The sequence below is a fragment of the Pedobacter psychrodurus genome (assembly GCF_032678585.1).
Lineage (GTDB): Bacteria > Bacteroidota > Bacteroidia > Sphingobacteriales > Sphingobacteriaceae > Pedobacter > Pedobacter psychrodurus_A.
Window position 1 is genome coordinate 12476 of record NZ_JAVTSN010000045.1, and the last position, 21242, is coordinate 33717.

The following is a 21242-nucleotide window of genomic DNA, read 5'->3' on the forward strand; positions in this document are numbered from 1 at the left end:
ACGCGTGTTTTTTTAACTTTATATTATGACAACAACAAATTTGCAGATCGAAATAAATTCTCTTCCCCTAAACCTTAGGCAGGAAGTTGCAGATTTTGTTGAGTTCCTAAAAACAAAGCACAAAAATAAGCCAAAGTTAAAATCCCGTGAGTTCGGATATGCAAAAGGGAAAATCAAATTATCCAACGATTTCGACGAGCCACTAGAAATGTTTGCTGATTACATTTAATGGCATACTTATTAGATACCCATACTTTTTTGTGGTTTGTAGCCGGAGACGATCAGCTGCCTGCTTCTGTGAAAAAAAAAGTATCAGACATCAGCCAGTCCTGTTTCTTAAGTATTGCATCGCTCTGGGAAATTGCGATAAAAAAACAAATTGGAAAGCTCAATTTACAAATTAGTTTTGATGAACTCTTCCGATTCGCGGAGCGTAATCAGATCGAAATAATCGCAATTAACGAAACTCATCTTACGACCTTATTAAGACTCGAATTCTTTAACAATGACCCTTTTGACCGGATTATTGTGTCGCAGGCCATTTCAGAAGATTTAACCTTAATCTCAAGGGATAAAAAATTAAAAAACTATAAAGTAAAATTACAATGGGAATAACCCATTAAACAAACAATATGAACTCTTTTGAAGCCATTGTCCTTGCTATTGTTGAAGGATTAACTGAATTTTTGCCTGTATCAAGCACCGGTCATATGATTATTGCCTCATCGTTTATGGGCATTGCATCAGAGCCATTTGTAAAACTTTTTACCATTGTAATCCAATTGGGCGCAATACTTTCGGTAGTTGTACTTTATTTTAAAAGATTTTTTAAATCGATAAACTTCTATATTAAGTTACTGGTAGCTTTTATTCCAGCTGCAGTATTTGGCTTGCTTTTGAGCAAAAAAATTGATGAGTTATTGGAAAGCCCAATGGCTGTTGGTATTTCGCTATTCGTTGGGGGAATTATCTTGTTATTTGTTGATAAATGGTTTAATAAGCCTACCATCAACGAGGAAGAAAATATAAGTTATTTAACGGCCTTAAAAATAGGCTTTTTTCAATGCATCGCCATGTTACCAGGTGTTTCACGTTCTGGCGCAACTATCGTTGGCGGCATGAGTCAGAAATTAAGCAGAAAAGTGGCTGCAGAATTTTCATTTTTCCTGGCTGTACCTACCATGTTTGCGGCAACCGCAAAAAAACTTTACGATTTTTATAAAGAGGGCCACACCATTACCCACGATCAAACCAATCTCTTGATTATCGGTAATGTAGTTGCTTTTATAGTGGCACTTTTAGCCATTAAAAGTTTTATCGGATACTTGAATAAACATGGCTTTAAAGTTTTTGGATGGTATAGAATTGCTGCAGGTTTAATTATTATTATCCTGTTGTTAAGCGGCCATAACTTACAAATTATATAATCCTTAGAAATATTTACCACTGATTCACAAATGATTATGATCTGTGTGTATCCTTTTCATCTGTGGTAAAAAAACTTAAGCAAACCATATCGAATCTGTATCTTTGCACAAAAAAGATTTGTGAGTACCGAAAATTCAAAATTTAAAGATTTCAATTTTGCTGAAGGCGAATTGCTATTGATCAACAAACCCTACAAATGGACTTCATTTGATGTGGTGGGCAAAATCCGTAATTCTTTAAAACCCTTAAAGCTAAAGGTTGGTCATGCCGGCACTTTAGATCCCCTTGCTACAGGCTTATTAATTGTTTGTACAGGAAAATTGACCAAACAGATAGACACTTTCCAGGCTGAAGAGAAAGAATATACCGGCACCATGATTTTGGGTGCCACTACCCCATCATTCGATATGGAGACCGAGGTAGACCAAACCTTCAATATCAACAACATTACCGAAGAAGAAATTTACGCAGCCTGTAAACCATTTATTGGCGATATAGAACAGTATCCACCGGCACACTCCGCGGTAAAGGTAAATGGCGAACGTTTATATGTAAAAGCAAGACTGGGCGAAGAAGTAGAGTTGCGTAAACGTTTTGTAAGCGTTCCCGAATTTGAAATTACCCGGATCGAATTACCAGAAATCGATTTCAGAATAGTTTGCAGCAAAGGCACCTACATCCGTTCCTTAATATCCGATTTTGGCAAACATTTAAACAGCGGCGCTTATCTTTCAAAACTCACCCGTACCCGAAGCGGAAACTTTTTGCTTAAAGATGCGTTTGAGGTATTAGAACTTGTTAATTATATTCGCAGCAAGAAAGAAGAAGCTAAAACTGAAGCAGAAGCATGAACCATATCAAAAACAGGCACACCCGGTTTATAAAAGAAGTTCTTTTAATTATTGCAGGTGTAACTTCGGCATGTTTTGGCTTAAAAAGCTTTTTAATGCCCAGCCATTTTATCGATGGAGGTGTTACCGGTATTTCACTATTGTTAAGTACGTTAACAGGATGGAATTTATCATACCTTATTGCCATCATCAATATTCCATTTGTTATTTTAGGTTACAGACAAATTGGTAAGGGTTTTGCCATAAAAACAGCTATCGCTATTGCTGCACTTTCCCTGGCCCTAATTTTCCTGCCTTTTCAGCCCATTACACATGATAAATTGCTCATCGCATTTTTTGGCGGTCTGTTTTTAGGGGGAGGGATCGGATTGGCGATGCGTGGTGGCTGTGTAATCGACGGCACAGAGGTTTTAGCGCTTTATATCAGTAAAAACAGCATCTTAACCGTCGGGAATATCATCTTGATTTTAAATATCATTATTTTTGCTTTCGCGGCATATTTCCTGAATATTGAAACCGCACTTTATGCCATTTTAACGTATTTATCGGCATCGAGTACGATCGATTTTATCGTAAATGGTATAGAACAATATACGGGCGTTACCATCATTTCAGAACATCAGGATGCCATTAAGGGATTTATTATCAACGAAATGAAACGCGGTGTTACCATTTACAAAGGCGAAGGCGGTTACGGAGAAAAGAAAGATATTGATATTATTTTTACTGTTGTTACCAAACTAGAAATGAGCAAATTACAAACGGCTATCCGGCAGATTGACTCGGATGCTTTTGTAATCCAACAACAAATTGCCGATTTAAAAGGTGGGGTAGTGAAACGCCATGCTTTACATTAATAAACAATAGAAATTTGGGCATGCCCCTAAGCTATGCAAAGGGTCGGGCTGTACGCTAAATCCCCGATGAAAAATCGGGGGATACCGCTTCCATCCCTCATGCAAAACCCAGATCAATAAAATAGATTTTACCCTTGAAGATATACAACAACCTTTCGGATTTTAAAAAATTAGACAATGCCATTGTCACCATTGGCACTTTCGACGGTGTACATTTCGGACATCAAAAAATCATTAAACAACTGGTAGAAAAGGCGAAGGCCGATAACGGAGAAAGTGTAATATTAACTTTTTTCCCACACCCGCGGATGATTATTGACCCTGAAAACCAAGATCTGAAAATGATCAATACCATTAACGAAAAGGCCGATATTTTAAAAGGTTTAGGTGTCGATCATTTAATTATTACTCCTTTTACCCGCGATTTTTCCAACCAGCTACCTGAAGATTATATCAAAAATACTTTGGTCAATAACATCGGCACCAAACATATTATTATTGGTTACGATCACCGTTTTGGGAAGGACCGTTCTGGTAATTTAAGCGATTTAAAAGCTGCGGGTTTACACTACGGTTTTAGTGTAGAAGAAATTATGGAGCAGGATATCCACGATGTTGCGGTAAGCTCAACTAAAATCCGGCAGGCGCTTTTAGCTGGCGATGTAGGTTTGGCAAACGATTACCTGGGTTATCCGTTCTCTATCTTTGGAAGAGTAATTAAAGGCGATAAAATCGGCAGAACAATCGGCTTCCCAACAGCCAATATCTTTGTTGAAGAAACTTACAAACTGATTCCAGGAGATGGCATTTATGCGGTTACCGTAGATATGAGTCCCGAATTTAAAGAAGATTTCGACCCAACAAATGGACTCAAGACTCCGGACTCCGGACTTCGGACTTATAAGGGAATGGCCTACATCGGTCAACGCCCAACCATTAATGGCATGACGAGGAACATCGAAGTCAATATTTTCGATTTCAACCAGGAAATTTACGGACAGGATATCAAAATGAACTTTTTGAAATTCCTCCGTCATGATGTAAAATTTACCGGATTGGAAGCTTTAACAGTCCAATTGCAAAAGGATAAGGAAGCTACTTTAGCTTATTTTAATGGTTAAATTATTGTTCAGGATATAAAATCAGATCATTAATGAATCTAAAATCTTTAAGATTATAAGTAAACAGCTTTAGCTTAGTTTCTATCGCTGTTGCAGCAATTAACGAATCGGCTATTGCAAGGCCATGACTTAGTTTAAAGTCTTGGATTAAACCAATTGCAGTTAAATTTATCCTTTCATTAAGCAATATAATACTGAACCTTTTTCAGTTTTTTATTAATGATACTAAGATCTATTTTATTGGTAGCACCACATAACAATTCCATTTTAGTAATGGATGAGATGATCACATTATCAAGTCCTATAACCGATTCTATTATCGTTGTTGCAGATGCGTTCCGATTTTTATTTTTATCAAAATAATCTATCAATACATCGGTATCACAAATTATTTTTTCCTTTGCCATGCGGTTTTTCTCAGTTCCTCAGCATCGAAACCTTTTCCTGTAAAAACATCATGTAATTCACCAATATCGACCTTGGGGTCTCCGATAATAATTGGAATGCCATTAATGCTATCATCTTTTTCCGTCACCGTTTTAATTTTATGATCAGAAACAGAGAAATTTAAATATTTACCCAATTCCTTAAGTGCCTCAAGTGTTTTATTACTTTTATATTTGATGGTTACTTCTTTCATTAGATTTATTTTTCAATGTATATACAAATTTAATCAATATTTTTTAGAATAACATACTGTGTACCTGACATCAAATAGCTATCAAAATTAAAAGTTAAAGCTGATTTTAATCAGATTTTCCTTTCAAAAAAGCCTCATTTTCGTTATATTAGCGGCAATGAGGCTTTTTTACATCATCTTCTTTCTTTCTATTTCCATCAATTTTGCGGCCTTCTCAGCACAGCAAAAAAGAAATGATGTACCATCTAAAAATTTAAAGATCAGTTTCATTACAGGCAAAAAAGTCTATAAGCCCAATTCTAATCTCAATCAGGACAATGAAAGCCTGCAAAAGGATTTCATTAACAGTACTGTAGTGAAAACATGTTTGAGTGCCTACTTCCTGTTCACCTTTCTGTTATTTCTGTTTTTTAAATACAAAACGATCAATACCAAACTTGTAATCAAAAGATTAAAATATAATTATTGGTGCCTGTTTAAAATGCTCTATCCAAAACATGTTTTTTGGTAAGTAATTTCATTTGTGAACCACATTCATGTGGAGTTTTCAGTAAAATGCCTGGTATTAAAAAAATGCCAGGAAATAAATTATTTAATTACCCTTACCCATTTTTATTAGATGCATTTACCCGATTTAATTGCCGATTTAGGATTAATCCTCGCCGCCGCAGGAATAACCACACTTATATTTAAACGCATTAAACAGCCCCTCGTTTTGGGTTATATATTGGCTGGCCTGTTGGTTGGCTCACATTTAGATTTTTTTCCATCAGTAACCGATACAAAAAGCATTAATATCTGGGGCGAAATAGGCGTAATTTTCCTATTATTCAGCCTGGGTTTAGAATTTAGTTTTAAAAAACTGGTTAAGGTTGGCGGTTCGGCCTCCATTACGGCAATCGTAAAAGTATTATTTATCATTTTGGCCGGTTATCTCGTTGGTAAAGCCATGGGCTGGAAAGATATGGACAGCCTGTTTTTAGGTGGTATCTTATCCATATCGTCTACCATGATCACCATTAAGGCTTTCGAAGAGCTCGGCTTAAAACATAAAAAATTTGCCGGCCTGGTATTCGGGGTATTAATTGTTGAAGATCTGGTGGCGATCTTGTTATTGGTGCTCTTCTCTACCCTGGCGGTAAGTCAGCAGTCGGCCGGTACAGAAATGCTGTACTCCATCTTAAAACTGGCTTTCTTTTTAGTGCTTTGGTTTTTAGGCGGCATATTCCTGGTTCCATCATTTCTTAAGGCAACCAAGAAGTTAATGAATGATGAAACCATGTTGGTGGTATCGCTAGCCTTATGTTTGGTAATGGTATTATTGGCCGATAAAGTTGGCTTCTCCCCTGCACTGGGTGCTTTTATTATGGGTTCTATTTTAGCAGAAACGACTCAGGCGGAAAGAATCGAACACTTAACCAAATCGGTGAAAGATTTATTCGCAGCCGTATTCTTTGTTTCGGTTGGTATGCTCATCGATCCATCCATGTTGGTTAAATATGCGGTTCCAATTTTAGTGGCTACGCTGGTAATTATTTTAGGTAAAATCATCTTTACCATTTTAGGTGCGTTACTTTCGGGTCAGCCTTTAAAAACCTCGGTACAATCGGGTATGAGTTTGGCGCAGATTGGTGAGTTTTCATTTATCATTGCCTCATTGGGCTTAACCCTCAAAGTAACGAGTGATTTCCTCTACCCTATCGCAGTAGCCGCAGCAGCAATCACAACTTTTACCACGCCTTATCTGATTAAGCTATCAGAACCCTTTTATCAATATTTAAACCGTGTTTTACCAAAAAAATGGTTAGATGGAATAGAAAGATACAGTTCGAGTACCGAAGGGATAACCACGCTAAGCGATTGGAAGGTTTTATTAAAGTCGTATATCTTTAATACCATTATCCATTCCGTAATTATCATTGCGATCATTTTCCTGGCTTACAGATATGTTCAGCCATTTATTGTAAGCAATATTGCCAATAGTTTAACTTCAATCATCATCAGTGTGGTGGTTTCGTTCATTTTGATGTCGCCATTTTTATGGGCACTATCTATCCGGAGGATCCAAAGAACGGCTTATTCTCACCTGTGGTTAAACAAAAAATACACGCGAGGTCCCTTAATTGCGATCGAATTTTTCAGAATAGCTTTAGGGATTTTCTTTGTAGGTTTTTTAATGTATGAGTTTTTTGATACCTGGATTGCGGCAGTGATTGCGCTGGGACTGATCATTTTAGGAATGGTGATTTTCTCAAGGAAACTGCAATCCTTTTACGATAAACTGGAAAGACGTTTCATGCTGAATTTGAATGCACGCGAAAATCAAAAACCTGATATTTTACCATGGGATACCCACCTAACAGAACTAACGGTTTCTCCTGAATCGGAAGTTGTAGGAAAAACACTTACCGAATTAATGATCCGGGAAAAATATGGTGTCAACATTGCCCTGATTGAACGTGGAAGAAATAACATCCCAACCCCAGGAAGAGACGAGCGACTTTATCCGAATGATAAATTATTGGTGGTTGGCGCCGATGATCAATTGGCTGCTGTTAAAGTACTTTTAGAAGTTGATACGCCAGAAACAATTGAAGAAAGCAATTTCCCAAATAAAGAAATGACCTTACAGAAAGTAGTTGTTCATACCGAATCGCCTGTTTACGGACTAAGCATCAGAAATGCAGGAATCCGTGAAAAAGCACAGGCTTTAATTGTGGGTATTGAACGGGGCACTGATCGAATACTGAATCCTTCATCTGACTTTGTGTTCGATAATGGAGATGTAATCTGGATTGTAGGCAATAACAAGAAAATCAAGGAAGTTATATAGATAGTCCAGAGTCTTTAGTCGGCAGTCTTTAGTCAATTTGGACTTCTGACTAGGGACTTTCGACTAAAGACTAAAAAAGCTATCTTCGTATATAACCTAACCTATGAAAGTCGACAGAGAAAAAAGTGAGTTTCTTGATGACATGATTGAGCAATGGCAGAGTGATGGCCTAATCAATGATGAAACTAGCAATAAACTGCGTAAAAGTTACGAGGCTAAAAATTTCGACTGGCTACGTTTGGCGCAATATGCCTTTTGGGTAGCATTGGCATGCGGTTTTATCGCGCTTGGCTCACTACTGATTGACAATTCGATTTTAAACTACCTAAAACGGGTTTACAATACGCCAAATATTGTAATTGCCATCGTTTCAGGCGGATTGGCAGCATGGCTTTATATCTTAGGTTTCCGACGGAAAAAGAAATTGGCGCATTTAAAGTTTAGCAATGAGGCGATCGTCTTCTCTGCAATTTTACTTACTGCAAATGCAGTTGCCTATTTTGGAAAGGCATTGGATAATGGTTCAGGAAATTTCTCGATCCTAATTCTGATCTCTGTTTTCATCTACGGGGCTTTGGGGTACATCTTCAATTCCCGCTTAATCTGGATTTTTGCCTTACTATCCTTAGGTGCCTGGTTTGGCACAGAAACAGGCTATTTAAGCCGGTGGAACTACTATTTTCTCGGTATGAATTACCCTTTGCGGTTTGTTGTTTTTGGTGCCGCACTAACTGCAGCATCGTTTATCATGAAAGCTTTTCCTAAAACACAGAATTTCTTTCAGGTCACCTATATTGCAGGAATGGTTTATTTGTTTGTATCACTTTGGGGCTTATCGGTATTCGGAAATTTTGCCAGTTTAGAGGAGTGGTACACGGTGAGACAGTTAAGCTTATTTTATTGGGCATTAATTTCTGCTGCTATTTGTGTGCTGAGCACTTTATATGGCTTAAAATACCACGATGATATTGCCCGAGAATTCGGGATTACTTTTCTATTTATCAACCTTTATACGCGTTATTTCGAGTATTTCTGGGACAGTTGGCATAAAGCTTTGTTCTTTTCAGTACTAGCAGCCTCTTTTTGGCTAATCGGCCGAAAAGCAGAAAAAATCTGGAATGTGGAGTTTTTGAAATGATAACCCGGATTTGATTATTAAATTATTATAGAATGATTTGAAATGAGATTTTGTTTATTTCGATCGTCATTCTGCCCCGAAACTTCAGGATCAGGGTCTTGATAACAAGAAAGATGCTGAAATAAATTCAGCATGACGGATCCATCTGAATTGAAAAAGTCAGACACTGTCTGACGAATCAGAAAACACACAATTTCCGAGAAAGTGTTTCGGAAATTTAAGATGAATTAAGCAGACAGTATCTGCGCAATTTATATTGAATTCGATCATCAAAAAACGATCTAAAATCAATGAAAATATATCAACAAGCTTTAGCACTTAGAGAACGCAGAAGAGGCTTCCATATCATTACTGATGAGATTGAAGATGCATTACCTCAATTGGATGAGATAAACATTGGTATTTGTCAGGTTTTTATACAGCACACCTCTGCTTCGCTTACCATTAACGAAAATGCCGATCCTACGGTTCGGCTAGATTTTGAAATGTTCTTTAATAAAACTGTTAAGGAAAATGATCTAGATTACGAACACGATTATGAAGGATCAGACGATATGCCTGCCCATATAAAATCAGCGCTTTTGGGTAGCTCTGTAACCATTCCGATTAGAAATGGCAGATTAGCACTTGGTACCTGGCAGGGCATTTACTTATGCGAACACCGCAACCGGGGTGGACAAAGAAGATTGATCGTTACAGCCTGGGGAGAATAAATTAAGCTTTTTTGACTTCTTCTTTAATTTCTGGGTGGTTATCCTGAATAGATTTACCCTCGGTTTCTACCTCGATTTCTTTAGTGGTAACCGCATAATGTGAAGGATAAATCTCCGATCCATACGCTACAGCATAAGCCTTGGTAAATTCAGCACCAAAATATAAAATAATAGAAGAATAATAAGTCCATAGTAGTATTACAATTAACGAACCTGTTGCGCCATAGGTACCTCCAACATTACTTTGCCCAATGTAAATTGAAATAGCAAATTTACCGATCATAAATAGTATGGCAGTTACTATTGCACCCGCAATTACATCACGCCATTTAATAATCGCATCGGGCAATACCTTAAATATCACCCCAAATATTAATGAAATAACAGCAAGCGTAACGATTTGATTGACAATGTAAAATACAACAACAGATACCTCTGCAAACCGGGCCTGTAGGCGATTACTAAAGGCATCTAATAAAGCGGTAACACCCAAGGAGACCAGTAATACAAAACCCAGACTAATAATGACCGAGAACGACAGAAAACGGTTTTGCAACATCTTCACCCAGCCCCGTTTAGGTTTTGGTTTTAAACCCCAAATGGTATTGATAGAATCCTGGATATCGCCAAAGATGGTAGTTGCACCAATCAATAGAGTAACAATACCGATAATTAAGGCGATGGTGCTTTTACCGTCTAAATAGGCATTTTTGATCAGTTGTTGTAAAGAAACTGCCGATTCTCTACCTAAAAAGCCCTCTAATTGCGCGTAAACTTTTCCTTCAGCAAACTCTCTTCCTAGAAAAATACCACATAAGGAAATAATCACTACCAACAGCGGAGCCATAGAAAACACAGTATAATATGCCAAGGAGCCACTAAGCTTGGTTACCTTATGATTATTAAATCCCGTAAAGGACGCTTTTAGAACACCCCATATTCCTTTTAAAGTGATTTTATTCTTCGTCGCCATAACTAATAGTTAAAATGATATCCTTTAAATTTAAACCGCATATTTTTTGAATTGTTTTTACATTCATTAGCAACATCCACCCCAAACCATAAAAAAAGCCCTGGTTTTCGACCAGAGCTCTTATTTTACAATACTATTTAGATACTGTTATTTACCTTTAATCCAAAGTGCAATATCGTTTACCAAAGGCTCGGATACACTTACCGCAGCCTGGTATTGGGCCATGGTTCCTTTTCCTGTCTGTGAACTTAACAAGTGATTTAAATCGGGATAAAATTTAAGTCGAACATTTTTCTTTTTCTCCAAAGCTGCATTCCAAAGATCGAAATCCGTTTTGCTCACCTGGAAATCATTTCCACCCTGCAAAACATAAATCCGTGGTTTTGATAGGCTTTTCGCCACTGCAACCTGATTATAAGAATTTAAATCTGTCCAATATTTTGCAGGCAAACCGAGGATGGAAGAATCAGGTTTAATAGTGGTTCCCAATTGTGAGATCCTACTTTTATCTATTTCCGTAATGGCATCAGCAAGTTGTTTTTTTAACACCGCTGATGTATCGTTAGCCTGATCGAACATATACTTATTTTGGTCAATAATGATATCTGTCAGTTTTCTTGCAGGTGCAGCGGCCAAAATAATACCTGCTAGGTCGGGTGTAAGCGTTGCTATTTTAGGCGCTAACATTCCTCCTAAACTATGGCCAAATACATAAATATTTTTAGGATCTGCCCCAACAGCAGTTCTGGCAACAGCAATAGCAGCGCTTGCATCGTCCAATACCTCTTCTTTTACGGTATAAGCATTGGTAAATTCGTTTGGATAGATCAGCGTTCTTTTCACGTAGCGCACTGAGCCAATCCCTTTAGATGCCAAACCTCCAGCTAAATCTTTAAACGGTTTATTGGCACCAACCGTTTCATCCATATCGCCAGGACCGGAGCCATGTACAAAAACAACTATTGGAAAATTTTTGACATTTTTAGGTGTGGTAATAATGGCAGCGAGCTGTTTTCCTGCCGGACCAATGTACACAGACTTTTCTTTGTACAAACTGGTATCAACATAAGTCGGTTTTAAGTAAGTGTTGGCCTTTTTTGAAGGGGCAAGAAATATACCGACAATCTTTTGTTGTTTATTAAAGCCTAAAATAAAGTTCTGATCACCATTGGCAAATTTACCTTCAACGGTAACTGCAAAGAATTCTCCCTGGGCTTTGCTTTGAATAGCATCTAAGGATTCTACTTTACCATATTTGGTTCCGATATCGCCCCAAAGTTTTTTTAAGCTTTCTTCTGTTAATTTAGTTTTTAAAGTATCATCAAAAAATGCATGGGCATCTTTAAATTTCTCTTCCTGCAACAGCTTAAAAAAATCGTTTGCACCATTAAATAGCTGAATAACATTTTGAGAAAATGCCGAGGTAGTAAATAATAAAGCGATTATGAATAAAAGGCTCTTTTTCATCCGTGTTTTTGTTTTTTATGGTAATGAAGTTCCATGATTTATCCATTTGCGGATCTTAAAATCATAAAATTCATGTATTGTGTTTGGTTGTTTACAATACCCAAAGTTAACAATATTTGGTTCTCAAAAGCCCTTAACTAAAGTCTACGTTTAGTTTTAACTAATTTTAACATTTGACTTTAATCTCTTCCACAAAATGTATGGAATAAACATAATAATCAAGCCAATAATTGGTGGGATTAATAGTGATATGCCATCACCAACAAGCGCCCTGGAGGCAAAAGCACCAATAAAGTTGATCGCAAAACCAGCATATGCCCATTCTTTTATGGCTACATATTTATTTTGCAGGATGGATACTGCACCAAGCAGTTTTGCGATGCCAACAATAATGAGCATATACATCGGGTAGCCAAGATGTTTAAACACTTCTTTACCAGCTTCCTGTTGTGTTACTCCACCAAAACCATCCATGATCATCATCAGTGCGAAAATAATAGTGGCAATCCAATACCAGGTTTTTAAATTTTTCATGTTTATAAGTTTTTATCGTAATTAATTAACCAATTATTCCCGAAGCGATCTGTTAAATCGCCAAATAATGCACCCCAAAATGTTTCTTGTAACGGATATGATGCCTTTCCTCCGAATGAAAGTTTACGGTAAAAGGATTGGGCTTCTTCTTCCGAACTGCAGTTCAGCATCATGGAAATCGAATTTCCTTTGATTAGTCCTCGCTCCTCTACCATATCGGTTGCCATAATAACCAGATCATCTTTTGCCAGAACAGCATGCACAATACTTCTCTTCATACTATTGGGCATTTTATCGGCAAGATCTGATTCACCAATGGTTTCGAGGGTTAATTCTCCCCCCAGGCAATCCCGATAAAAAGTCATTGCTTCCCTGCAGTTGCCATTAAATGTGAGATATGAATTTATACTAGTCATTTATTCTATTTTTTGAGGCCCACCATACAGCGCACATCGGTTTCGTTATTATATATTTCAAGGCAGTACCCATTTGGATCGAGGTTTGGATGTTCTAGCAGTTTTTCGAATGTTTTGCCTACCTCGCTAACATCTCTCATAAAATCTAAGATCAGCGCACTAATAAACACCCCCTTTTTTATCCTGAAAGTTTCTAAACCAAATTTTTCAGCTTCACCATCCGCTATTTCTTCTACCGCCGCCTTGTAAATAATTGTACACTCTTCGTTCGGCATGCTTATGCCAAAATACCTTCGCTTCTCATCTGCCGGGAACATGGTATGTAATTTTTGATGTGCGGCTAAAACTCCGTCAGGGAATGATTCGGCCGTAACATACATCACCTTGATATCCTCATTTAAAATATACTCTTCCATCATATTTTCCGGTATTACCGTTTTAAAGATTTCCCAATAAACGATTAACAACACAAACATACGGTTAGAAGCTAATACGCTAAATATGCAGAAACGACAATTGCAGGGGTTGTTTACGACAAATAGCCTTGCTATATTTGAGATATGAAACACGTATCTATCTTAATTCCAGAGACTGCCGTGATAGAAGCCATTGCAGATCCCCGCTATCTATTTACCGCTGTTAACGAATTTTTACAGGCATCGGGCAAGCTTCCGCTTTTTAAAGTTGAGCTTGTTGGCATGACCAAAGAGGTAAGGTTGAACAACAGCCTTTTCTCTGTACACGCCGATAAGCTACTCCACGAGGTTGATCATACCGATCTTATTTTTGTACCCGCTATTAGTGGCAATATCGGTTATGCCATGGAAGCGAATCAGGAGCTGTTACCATGGATTATCAAACAACATGCAAAAGGCGCAGAAGTGGCTTCACTCTGTATGGGTGCTTTTTTACTGGCGGCAACAGGTTTATTAGATGGCCGGAAATGCTCTACGCATTGGTTGTTTGCCAATCAATTTAGAGAAATGTTTCCCGATGTGGAGCTGGTTGATGGCAGTATTATTACTGATGCGCAGGGTTTATACTCGAGCGGTGGTGCCAATTCATACTGGAACTTACTTTTATACCTGGTTGAGAAACATACGGATCGGGATACCGCCATCTTAGCTGCAAAATATTTCGCTATTGATATCGACCGCGAAAGTCAACTTGCTTTTATGATGTTCCAGGGACAAAAAGGGCATGAAGATGCAAAGATCAAAAAAGCGCAGGAATTTATTGATGGCAATTATCAGGATCGCATTACGGTAGATCAATTGGCAGATATGCTGGCTTTGGGAAGAAGGAGTTTTGAACGCAGGTTTAAAAGCGCAACCAAAAATACGGTGATCGAATATATTCAAAGGGTTAAAATTGAAGCCGCCAAGCGGAGTTTCGAATCGAGCAGAAAAAATATAACCGAGGTGATGTTCGATGTAGGTTATACGGATACCAAATCGTTCAGGGATGTGTTTAAAAAAATTACAGGTTTAACTCCGATCGAATACCGTAACAAATACCACAAAGCGGTACCCGTATTACAGGTTTAACCGGATCTGCAAAAAAAATAAAAAAAAGTTAAACTCCACACAATATATTCTATTTACAGCGTTTATGTATGTGAGAGCGTTAATTTAGATGACGGGGATACTGCTTAAGGGCGGAATCCCCGTTTCTTTTTTTTATCATAGGGCAAAGCGCATGGCACTCCAAGCGCCGTACCCTATGCTATTAAGCACAAAAAAGGGACACTGTTAAAAAAATGTCCCTTTTTAAGATATATGATGGAGTTAGAATTTTAGCTTTCTTTCTCAGTAAAATCAACTGGTTTCTTTTCAAAATACTGATCAAAATTTTGAACTTTTTTAGGTTTTAAAATAACATACAATCCTAATCCGATTAACACCAAAGCTGTACTGATCCTCGACAAATCGAAATCAAAAATGCTTATCGCTTTAAGGGTAAATAAACCACCGATTATCGTTAAAGCCAACCAGCTACTACCTTCAAAATTTTTACGGTAACCCATCCACAAACCTATGCCTAGCATAATAGTATGCCATTTCAATATCCAATGAGGAACATCGATTCCTGAGTTTCTTAACAAGAATACCGAACCGATTGCGATGATTAAAATACCTAAACCGAATTGTTTATCTGCGTGATTTTTTTTGATGAAATTTTCCATGACCGTTTTGTTTTATGATTCAAATGTAGCACAGAAACTAATGCTGGGGAATGGCTTTTCTCCTAGTTGGGATGTTTTATCGGTGAGCGAAACAAAACCGTCGGTGAAAAATTTTAGTGCATTTAAGAAATGTGCATTTTATCGGTGAATTTTTTGATTTTACCACGGAAACACTGAGAAGACAGAATTGAGCTTAATTTCCTTAATATGGCAAATATTGTTCACCATTAGGAGATTAAGGTGAATAGGAGCGTTTGCTAGTTGAAATGTATCGGTAAAATAATTACAATCAGTTACCACCAAGGCATAAAAACACTTCCCTTGTGGTTAAATAGATAGCGAGCTGCGACGCAATGAGGGTACAAATGAACTAATGACTAATGAACCAGTGAACTAATGCTATTCAAAAACAATAATATCAGTTCCCTCGCTCATGATAACCTTCGAAGTTGTGTTTACAAACAGGCCATGGGCCAACAAACCATTAATCTGATTGAGATCGGAAGATAGTTTTGCTGGATCGTTTATTAATCCAAAATCGGCATCGATAATCAGGTTCCCGTTATCGGTAGTATATGACTTACCACCTACTGATCGTAATATTCCTTTACCTCCGAGCTTATTGATTTGATCGGACACATACTGATAAGCCAGGGGAATAACTTCGATAGGAACAGTAAAAGCGCCCAGTTTTTTTACTTTTTTAGAAGCATCAGTAATGATAATCGCATTTTTACTTAGGGAAGCAATAATTTTCTCTCTAAATAATGCTCCTCCACCACCTTTAATCAAGTCGAGGGTTTCGGTAAATTCGTCTGCACCATCGATACTGATATCAATCTGACTTAAAGTTCCAAGATCAAGAATCCCGATACCCAATGATTTGGCGAGTTCTTCCGTACGGATAGAACTTGCCGCAGCGGTTATTTTTAGGCCGTCTTTTACGCGCTTGCCTAATTCTTTAATGGCAAAGGTAGTGGTAGATCCTGTACCCAAGCCCACAATATCGCCATCTTTTACAAACTTTACTGCAGCCAGGGCAGCCGCCAGTTTTTCAGCATCTTGTTGGGTTTGATCTATTGTAGCCATAAAGTAAAAATAGGTTTAAATGATAAATATCCCAAAAACGAAAAAAAATTTTAAGCTCATGCAATAAATCCGTTTTATAACGTTTATGTATATGAGAGCGTTAATTTAGATGATGGGGATTCTGCACTAGTGGAATCCCCATTTCTTTTGCATTTATTTTTCTTCTTCGTTTTGTCATCCTGAGGGATAATTTATTGCATAAAAATCAATATGATTGACGTATAAATTATTTTTTTTGCCCAGCTGCTCCGTCTTGCCTCGGCTCGCCGCCGCCGAAGGGCTCTTTCTTTTTGGCATCAAAAAGAAACAAAAAATGCCGGCTGAAAATTTTTCTTTGGAAGCCAGTAGAGTGGCTTGGTCAGTGGGCCCCGAAAAATTTGTTAGGCCGGGTCTTAGTTGAACGTGGATGAGGTACTTTGGCCTAGCTGGGAGAAAATGCAAGTTGCTTATTAATAAATAATTACAAAATAACGTCAATGGTAGCGCAGCGAAGGATCTTTCAGGTAAAATCCTAAATATTTTTAATGTGATGTGCTAAAGAGTAGATTTCTCCATTTCGCATCAATCCATCTGATGGCCATAAGATCGAAATAACAACAATTCATTACTAAAACCTCCCAACCAAACTTATCCCATATGTTTTTGGATTTCCCAAATGGGCGGCTCCAAAATCGTAAGCATAATCTATATAGGTTTTGTTGGATAAATTTCTTCCCCAGACAAACAGATCGAATTTCTGAGCAGAGAAACCCAATTTAGCATTGTAAACACTATAGCCTTTTTGCTGGATCTGGTTACTTAAATCGTAAAATTGATTTCCGGTAAACAACCATTCTCCACGGGCAATGGCATTTAACTTAGTCCTTTTATCAATCTCATAACTATACTGCAAAGCAAACATCGAGGTGGTTTCAGGGGTATAAATCTGTTTGTTCCCGGTTAAATCAACGGTCTCCCCGCCTTTTGATACATTCAACGCTTTGTAACTCGCATCGGTATAGCCAAAATTATAATCAATACTTAAACCTTTTACAGGACGGGCAGAAAGTTCAAGTTCTATACCCTTACTGACCAGTTTACCTGCATTTCGGGTTGTGGTTAACGCATCGGGTAAAATCAATACCGGAATCTGGGCATCAGTTATGTTCACATAAAATGCAGCAATATTCGCACTCAGGCGTTGATCGAAAAATGTGTTTTTTGATCCAATTTCAAAGTTGTTGCTGTACTCTGGTTTGTAAGTATCGAGTGGTTTGCTTGTAGGATCGGAAGCCAATTGGGTAATGCCTCCGGCACGGTAACCCCGGCTATACGTTGCGTATACATTGTTATGATCTGCAATGGCATAAGCCAGACTTAGCTTTGGCGAAATGGCATAAAAATTAGCTTTGGCCAAAGTATCACCTTGTATAACAATAGGATCGAGGGTTGGGATTAAATATTCGCCAGAAGCCAATAATCTCTTGTGTTCGTAATCATATCGCAAACCGGCAGTAGCAGTTAGCTTCTCGGTTATTTGATAAGAAAGCTGTCCGAAAGCCGCAAAACCTGCTCCCTTTCCATCATTGATATTTACAGCGGTGGTAAAAGGTTCTGCACCATAAACAGCTCCATCGGCTCCAAAATAAGAACCTTGTTTTACCGGATTCTTTTGATAGAAACCATACAAACCCGCCACCCATTTCAATTTAGAAACATGTGAAGCTGGTGAGCTGAATTTAAATTCTTGTGTATACACCCGGACCTTGTTCCAATCTTTACCATAATTATTCACGATAGACACGATATCAGCTGGAGAAAAATCACCATCAATCGGACTTTTATAATACCGGTAATTGGATTGATATGCCGTTTGAGAAGTAAAATTAAAATCGTTTCCGCTATAATTTGCCGATAATGATGCATTGAACAGATTATCGACCATTTCTGTGGTCGAATTTTGATTCAATTGAAATGGATTTGCCAAGGCCTCATCTATTGAGCCCGTTAAAGGAAAAGTTCCATTATTTCTGTTTTCATTGTGTTTCACATTTAAGGTGATTGCAAATTTTGATGAAGCCAAAAACTTTAAATAGTAATTCCCTAAAAAGCCATGTAGTTTATCAAACTTTGTATCATTAAATGTATTGGTATAAAAGCCATTTTGTTTATTGTATAAACCAGCAGCACCAAAAAACAATTTATCCTTGATTAAGGCGGTGCGAATACCCAGGCTATAACGCTGCTGACCATAGTTACCAATATCAATACCAGCAAAACCGCTTGTATTGTTTCCCGGCTGTTTGGTGATGATATTGATTACCCCGCCCATTGCATTGCGACCATACAAAGTTCCTTGTGGGCCGCGGAGCACTTCAATCCTTTCTACATCAAATAGAGAAGAAATGTAGGTATCTAAACCGAATTGGTTTACACCGTCGATATAGGTGGCAACGGCAGGATCGTAAGAAGTAGTTCCTATTCCCCGGATCGAAGTCACATTTCTGCCATCCCCTGGGTTGCTGCTGTATAAGTTTGGAACCAGGGTAGCTAAATCTCTTGTGTTTTGTAAACGGTAATCATTTATTTTAGCCGCAGAAAACGTTGTAACACTTGCCGGCACATTTTGTACATTCTCTTCCGTTTTCTGTGCAGAAACGGTTACCTCATCCAATTTTGAATTGGTTTCCGCTAAAACAATATTAAGGTTTTGATTATTGGTGATGGTTTTAATGAAGGTAGCATAACCAATGGCACTAAATCTTATGGTTAATTTTCCATTTGGAGCATTGGTAATTTCAAAATCGCCGTTTGCTTTGCTCAGGGTAGATAAATTGGTATTCAAAACCTGTACCGTTACATTGGCAATACCCGCATTTTGATCGTCTCTGATCGTACCTGATATTTTATTTTGCTGTGCATTCACTGCAAAGCTGGTTAATAAGAACAGGCTTATTAACAGTAAAGTTCTCATCATCGTTTTTCTTGTAAAATTAAAAAACGGTTGGTATTTCTACCAACCGTTCCGTAACAACTATCTTAAATTATTTACTTAAAGAATTTATCCAGCCTGCAATTTTTAAAGCTTCTGCTTTGGTTACCTGAGGCATTGGAGGCATTTCTGTTGAGTAACCCGGCCAGTTTTGAGGTTGTGGGTTATGGATCAGCTGAAATATTTTTTCTGGTGAATATTTACGTTTTGCAATTTCAGCGAAAGGCGGACCGATTTGTCTTTTAGTCTGATTGTGGCAGGCCAAACAGGTATTTTTGGTAAGCAAACCCTCTACTTCTTTAAAAGTAGGTGCTTTTGCTGTTGCAGTTGAAGCAGGCTTAGCCACTGTTGCTGCTGTTCCTTTGGCTTCTGGTGCTTTGCCAGTAGTTGCTTTTGGGGCTGTTGTTTTTTTAGCAGGAACGTTTGCTGGAGCTGCAGAGTTTTTCGTGCTCACTTCACTCATAGAAAGTTTATTTCCATCAGGAATCTGATTCAGCGTATAATATGCCACCGGATGAACCAATGAGTAAAAACCATCCTGAGATCTCAGACCATCTAATGTTAAGGTATGAATATAGTATTGACGGAGGTTCGATACGATAATTCTTGCTTTTAATCCATCTGCCGAAACTTTAACACCAGAGATTTTCAATTTCTCGGTATTTACAGGTGGCGAACCATAAACTGGATGATATTTATAAATAAAGCTCTCTACATTGTACGAAGCTAAATCTTCGGCCGATTTACGGTCGACAGGCATAGTAAACTCTACTTCAAAACCATCAGGCATTGCCCTTACGGCTTTCATTTCGAAAGGTGTTTTATTGTTGTATACCAATCTTTCCAAACCTTCGTTTGCATCACCTGCAGAACCCCAACCACGATTGGTTTCTCCAACAAACAATGATCCGTCAGTGCCCCACTCCAGTCTTAATACTCCAGAACGGAAGCCTTTACGGAAAAGGAAAGCAGCACCTTGTTCTTCACCTTTTACAGTTTCCATAAAAATCCTCGAAATGATACTCATTCCCTGATCGCCAACCAAAATCTGACCTGCAAAAGGACCAAATGTATTGGCAGGAATTTTAACAGGCTCAGCAGAAGAGATACCCAAAATTCCATAAGGCAACCAAACCGATGGTAAACGCAGTTCAGGAAACACTTTTTTCATCTCGAATAAAGTTTTGAATGTTTCGTTCACCCTGTTTTCTGGTTTGATGTATCTTCCTTGCTCATTTTTAATACGGCGCTCATCCATTTTCGAATAGAAGAAATCTGACTGTAATTTAACTGGAGAGTTAGGTAGATTAGTCCATCTTAAACTTGCCGGGTGTCCCATAAAGTCACCTTTGTTTACTTTCCATAAACCACCAGAACCTACCCAGTCGCCTTGGTTTTCGGTATAATAAAACTTGCCATCAATGCTTCCAATTCCAGCTGGCGAGCGGAAACCCGCAGCATAAGGACTCATTTTACCGTCTTCGGTAATATTCATTGCCCAACCACGCATTGGTACACGGCTTTCGGCGCGCCACCATTCTTCATCGCCAAAGGCCACGTTTGCGGTAACCATAAAGCTACCATCTGGCATTAATTTCGGACCGAAACTGTATTCGTGGTAGTGACCGCTTAAAGGCCATGCATAAACAGTTTCGTATACATCGGCTTTGCCATCCTGGTCTTTATCAACCAATTTGGTTAGTTCGCCGCGTTGCGCAACATATATTGCTCCATTTTTATAGGCGATGCCCAAAATTTCATGCAAACCATAGGCAAACCGGCGCCAGTAAGGCTTGGCACTGGTTGGGTTTTCTACAATAAAAACTTCTCCCCTACGGGTAGAAACGCCTAAATCGCCGTTTGGCAAAGTAATTAAACCACCAACTTCTAAAATCGGTCCTTCGGGTACGCGTACTTTATTTATTCTGAAAAAATCTTCTTCTTTCGGTGTTTCCTGTGCAAAAACTGTAGTAAAGCTAAAACTTAATGCCAGTATTGCTAATTTTTTAAATGTATTTCTCATTGT

General features: G+C 38.1%; 23 protein-coding genes. 11 read left to right on the top strand and 12 right to left on the bottom strand.

Going from position 1 to position 21242, the window contains the following annotated elements; translation table 11 throughout:
- Positions 1–25: 25 nt before the first annotated feature.
- The 6 genes from R2S57_RS23960 to R2S57_RS23985 all read left to right on the top strand — a co-directional run bounded on the left by R2S57_RS23960 (position 26) and on the right by R2S57_RS23985 (position 4257).
- Positions 26–229 carry a DUF2281 domain-containing protein gene (locus R2S57_RS23960; protein ID WP_316847450.1) on the top strand — a complete coding sequence of 68 codons (204 nt, stop codon included), beginning with the start codon at positions 26–28 and terminating at the stop codon, positions 227–229.
- Positions 229–615 carry a type II toxin-antitoxin system VapC family toxin gene (locus R2S57_RS23965; protein WP_316847451.1) on the top strand — a complete coding sequence of 129 codons (387 nt, stop codon included), beginning with the start codon at positions 229–231 and terminating at the stop codon, positions 613–615. Before R2S57_RS23960 ends, R2S57_RS23965 begins: the two co-directional genes overlap by 1 nt.
- Positions 616–632: 17 nt before the next feature.
- Positions 633–1427, top strand: a complete 795-nt coding sequence (locus R2S57_RS23970) for an undecaprenyl-diphosphate phosphatase (protein WP_316847452.1) — start codon at positions 633–635, stop codon at positions 1425–1427.
- A 120-nt stretch (positions 1428–1547) separates the two neighbouring features.
- Complete coding sequence (truB, locus tag R2S57_RS23975) at positions 1548–2279, top strand: tRNA pseudouridine(55) synthase TruB (protein ID WP_316847453.1); 732 nt, start codon at positions 1548–1550, stop codon at positions 2277–2279.
- On the top strand, positions 2276–3136 hold the full coding sequence (locus R2S57_RS23980) for a YitT family protein (protein ID WP_316847454.1): 861 nt from the start codon (positions 2276–2278) through the stop codon (positions 3134–3136). The genes truB and R2S57_RS23980 overlap by 4 nt, the downstream gene beginning before the upstream one ends.
- Before the next feature lie 134 nt (positions 3137–3270).
- The gene (locus tag R2S57_RS23985; protein ID WP_316847455.1) at positions 3271–4257 is read left to right on the top strand and encodes a bifunctional riboflavin kinase/FAD synthetase; all 987 of its coding nucleotides are present in this window, start codon (positions 3271–3273) and stop codon (positions 4255–4257) included.
- A 1-nt stretch (position 4258) separates the two neighbouring features.
- Here the strand turns inward: R2S57_RS23985 and R2S57_RS30600 are convergent, their stop codons facing one another.
- Genes R2S57_RS30600 through R2S57_RS23995 form a run of 3 tightly spaced genes read right to left on the bottom strand, consistent with a single transcriptional unit; the run spans position 4259 to position 4897 of the window.
- Entirely contained in the window at positions 4259–4444 is a 186-nt protein-coding gene (locus R2S57_RS30600) for a PIN domain-containing protein (protein ID WP_410479108.1), read from the bottom strand.
- Positions 4437–4664, bottom strand: a complete 228-nt coding sequence (locus tag R2S57_RS23990) for a PIN domain-containing protein (protein WP_316847456.1) — start codon at positions 4662–4664, stop codon at positions 4437–4439. The genes R2S57_RS30600 and R2S57_RS23990 overlap by 8 nt, the downstream gene beginning before the upstream one ends.
- Positions 4646–4897, bottom strand: a complete 252-nt coding sequence (locus tag R2S57_RS23995) for a hypothetical protein (RefSeq protein WP_316847457.1) — start codon at positions 4895–4897, stop codon at positions 4646–4648. The genes R2S57_RS23990 and R2S57_RS23995 overlap by 19 nt, the downstream gene beginning before the upstream one ends.
- Positions 4898–5054: 157 nt before the next feature.
- Between R2S57_RS23995 and R2S57_RS24000 the strand changes: the two genes are divergently transcribed.
- The 4 genes from R2S57_RS24000 to R2S57_RS24015 all read left to right on the top strand — a co-directional run bounded on the left by R2S57_RS24000 (position 5055) and on the right by R2S57_RS24015 (position 9581).
- Positions 5055–5408: a hypothetical protein gene (locus tag R2S57_RS24000; RefSeq protein ID WP_316847458.1), complete on the top strand. Its 354-nt coding sequence runs from the start codon at positions 5055–5057 to the stop codon at positions 5406–5408.
- 108 nt (positions 5409–5516) lie between these two features.
- Positions 5517–7730, top strand: a complete 2214-nt coding sequence (locus tag R2S57_RS24005; RefSeq protein ID WP_316847459.1) for a cation:proton antiporter — start codon at positions 5517–5519, stop codon at positions 7728–7730.
- 103 nt (positions 7731–7833) lie between these two features.
- A complete protein-coding gene (locus tag R2S57_RS24010; RefSeq protein WP_316847460.1) occupies positions 7834–8868 on the top strand; it encodes a DUF2157 domain-containing protein in 1035 nt (344 codons plus the stop codon).
- Positions 8869–9158: 290 nt separating this feature from the next.
- Positions 9159–9581: a secondary thiamine-phosphate synthase enzyme YjbQ gene (locus R2S57_RS24015; RefSeq protein WP_316847461.1), complete on the top strand. Its 423-nt coding sequence runs from the start codon at positions 9159–9161 to the stop codon at positions 9579–9581.
- 1 nt (position 9582) lies between these two features.
- Here R2S57_RS24015 and R2S57_RS24020 read toward each other — a convergent pair whose 3' ends face one another.
- The 5 genes from R2S57_RS24020 to R2S57_RS24040 form a co-directional block, all read right to left on the bottom strand.
- Complete coding sequence (locus R2S57_RS24020) at positions 9583–10554, bottom strand: YihY/virulence factor BrkB family protein (protein WP_316847462.1); 972 nt, start codon at positions 10552–10554, stop codon at positions 9583–9585.
- A 147-nt stretch (positions 10555–10701) separates the two neighbouring features.
- Entirely contained in the window at positions 10702–12021 is a 1320-nt protein-coding gene (locus tag R2S57_RS24025) for a DUF3887 domain-containing protein (protein ID WP_316847463.1), read from the bottom strand.
- 156 nt (positions 12022–12177) lie between these two features.
- Positions 12178–12555 (bottom strand): DoxX family protein, encoded by a 378-nt coding sequence (locus R2S57_RS24030; protein ID WP_316847464.1) that lies wholly within the window; start codon positions 12553–12555, stop codon positions 12178–12180.
- 2 nt (positions 12556–12557) lie between these two features.
- A complete protein-coding gene (locus R2S57_RS24035; RefSeq protein ID WP_316847465.1) occupies positions 12558–12971 on the bottom strand; it encodes a VOC family protein in 414 nt (137 codons plus the stop codon).
- A gap of 5 nt (positions 12972–12976) precedes the next feature.
- On the bottom strand, positions 12977–13441 hold the full coding sequence (locus tag R2S57_RS24040; protein ID WP_316847466.1) for a transcriptional regulator: 465 nt from the start codon (positions 13439–13441) through the stop codon (positions 12977–12979).
- 90 nt (positions 13442–13531) lie between these two features.
- On the opposite strand from R2S57_RS24040, the gene R2S57_RS24045 reads away from it, so the two are divergent.
- Complete coding sequence (locus R2S57_RS24045) at positions 13532–14518, top strand: GlxA family transcriptional regulator (protein ID WP_316847467.1); 987 nt, start codon at positions 13532–13534, stop codon at positions 14516–14518.
- Between the two features lie 248 nt (positions 14519–14766).
- On the opposite strand, the gene R2S57_RS24050 is transcribed toward R2S57_RS24045, so the two are convergent.
- From R2S57_RS24050 to R2S57_RS24065, 4 genes are all read right to left on the bottom strand, one after another.
- The gene (locus tag R2S57_RS24050) at positions 14767–15156 is read right to left on the bottom strand and encodes a LiaF transmembrane domain-containing protein (RefSeq protein WP_316847468.1); all 390 of its coding nucleotides are present in this window, start codon (positions 15154–15156) and stop codon (positions 14767–14769) included.
- 399 nt (positions 15157–15555) lie between these two features.
- Positions 15556–16245 (bottom strand): ribose-5-phosphate isomerase RpiA, encoded by a 690-nt coding sequence (rpiA, locus tag R2S57_RS24055; RefSeq protein ID WP_316847469.1) that lies wholly within the window; start codon positions 16243–16245, stop codon positions 15556–15558.
- Positions 16246–16852: 607 nt separating this feature from the next.
- Positions 16853–19201: a TonB-dependent receptor gene (locus tag R2S57_RS24060; RefSeq protein ID WP_316847470.1), complete on the bottom strand. Its 2349-nt coding sequence runs from the start codon at positions 19199–19201 to the stop codon at positions 16853–16855.
- A 67-nt stretch (positions 19202–19268) separates the two neighbouring features.
- Positions 19269–21239 (bottom strand): hypothetical protein, encoded by a 1971-nt coding sequence (locus R2S57_RS24065; protein WP_316847471.1) that lies wholly within the window; start codon positions 21237–21239, stop codon positions 19269–19271.
- Positions 21240–21242: the final 3 nt, after the last annotated feature.

Coding starts and splice junctions, on each gene's coding strand:
- R2S57_RS23960 (WP_316847450.1), top strand. CDS start 26: ATGACAACAACAAATTTGCAGATCGAAATAAATTCTCTTCCCCTAAAC.
- R2S57_RS23965 (WP_316847451.1), top strand. CDS start 229: ATGGCATACTTATTAGATACCCATACTTTTTTGTGGTTTGTAGCCGGA.
- R2S57_RS23970 (WP_316847452.1), top strand. CDS start 633: ATGAACTCTTTTGAAGCCATTGTCCTTGCTATTGTTGAAGGATTAACT.
- R2S57_RS23980 (WP_316847454.1), top strand. CDS start 2,276: ATGAACCATATCAAAAACAGGCACACCCGGTTTATAAAAGAAGTTCTT.
- R2S57_RS23990 (WP_316847456.1), bottom strand. CDS start 4,664: ATGGCAAAGGAAAAAATAATTTGTGATACCGATGTATTGATAGATTAT.
- R2S57_RS23995 (WP_316847457.1), bottom strand. CDS start 4,897: ATGAAAGAAGTAACCATCAAATATAAAAGTAATAAAACACTTGAGGCA.
- R2S57_RS24000 (WP_316847458.1), top strand. CDS start 5,055: ATGAGGCTTTTTTACATCATCTTCTTTCTTTCTATTTCCATCAATTTT.
- R2S57_RS24005 (WP_316847459.1), top strand. CDS start 5,517: ATGCATTTACCCGATTTAATTGCCGATTTAGGATTAATCCTCGCCGCC.
- R2S57_RS24010 (WP_316847460.1), top strand. CDS start 7,834: ATGAAAGTCGACAGAGAAAAAAGTGAGTTTCTTGATGACATGATTGAG.
- R2S57_RS24015 (WP_316847461.1), top strand. CDS start 9,159: ATGAAAATATATCAACAAGCTTTAGCACTTAGAGAACGCAGAAGAGGC.
- R2S57_RS24020 (WP_316847462.1), bottom strand. CDS start 10,554: ATGGCGACGAAGAATAAAATCACTTTAAAAGGAATATGGGGTGTTCTA.
- R2S57_RS24025 (WP_316847463.1), bottom strand. CDS start 12,021: ATGAAAAAGAGCCTTTTATTCATAATCGCTTTATTATTTACTACCTCG.
- R2S57_RS24030 (WP_316847464.1), bottom strand. CDS start 12,555: ATGAAAAATTTAAAAACCTGGTATTGGATTGCCACTATTATTTTCGCA.
- R2S57_RS24035 (WP_316847465.1), bottom strand. CDS start 12,971: ATGACTAGTATAAATTCATATCTCACATTTAATGGCAACTGCAGGGAA.
- R2S57_RS24045 (WP_316847467.1), top strand. CDS start 13,532: ATGAAACACGTATCTATCTTAATTCCAGAGACTGCCGTGATAGAAGCC.
- R2S57_RS24050 (WP_316847468.1), bottom strand. CDS start 15,156: ATGGAAAATTTCATCAAAAAAAATCACGCAGATAAACAATTCGGTTTA.
- rpiA (WP_316847469.1), bottom strand. CDS start 16,245: ATGGCTACAATAGATCAAACCCAACAAGATGCTGAAAAACTGGCGGCT.
- R2S57_RS24060 (WP_316847470.1), bottom strand. CDS start 19,201: ATGATGAGAACTTTACTGTTAATAAGCCTGTTCTTATTAACCAGCTTT.
- R2S57_RS24065 (WP_316847471.1), bottom strand. CDS start 21,239: ATGAGAAATACATTTAAAAAATTAGCAATACTGGCATTAAGTTTTAGC.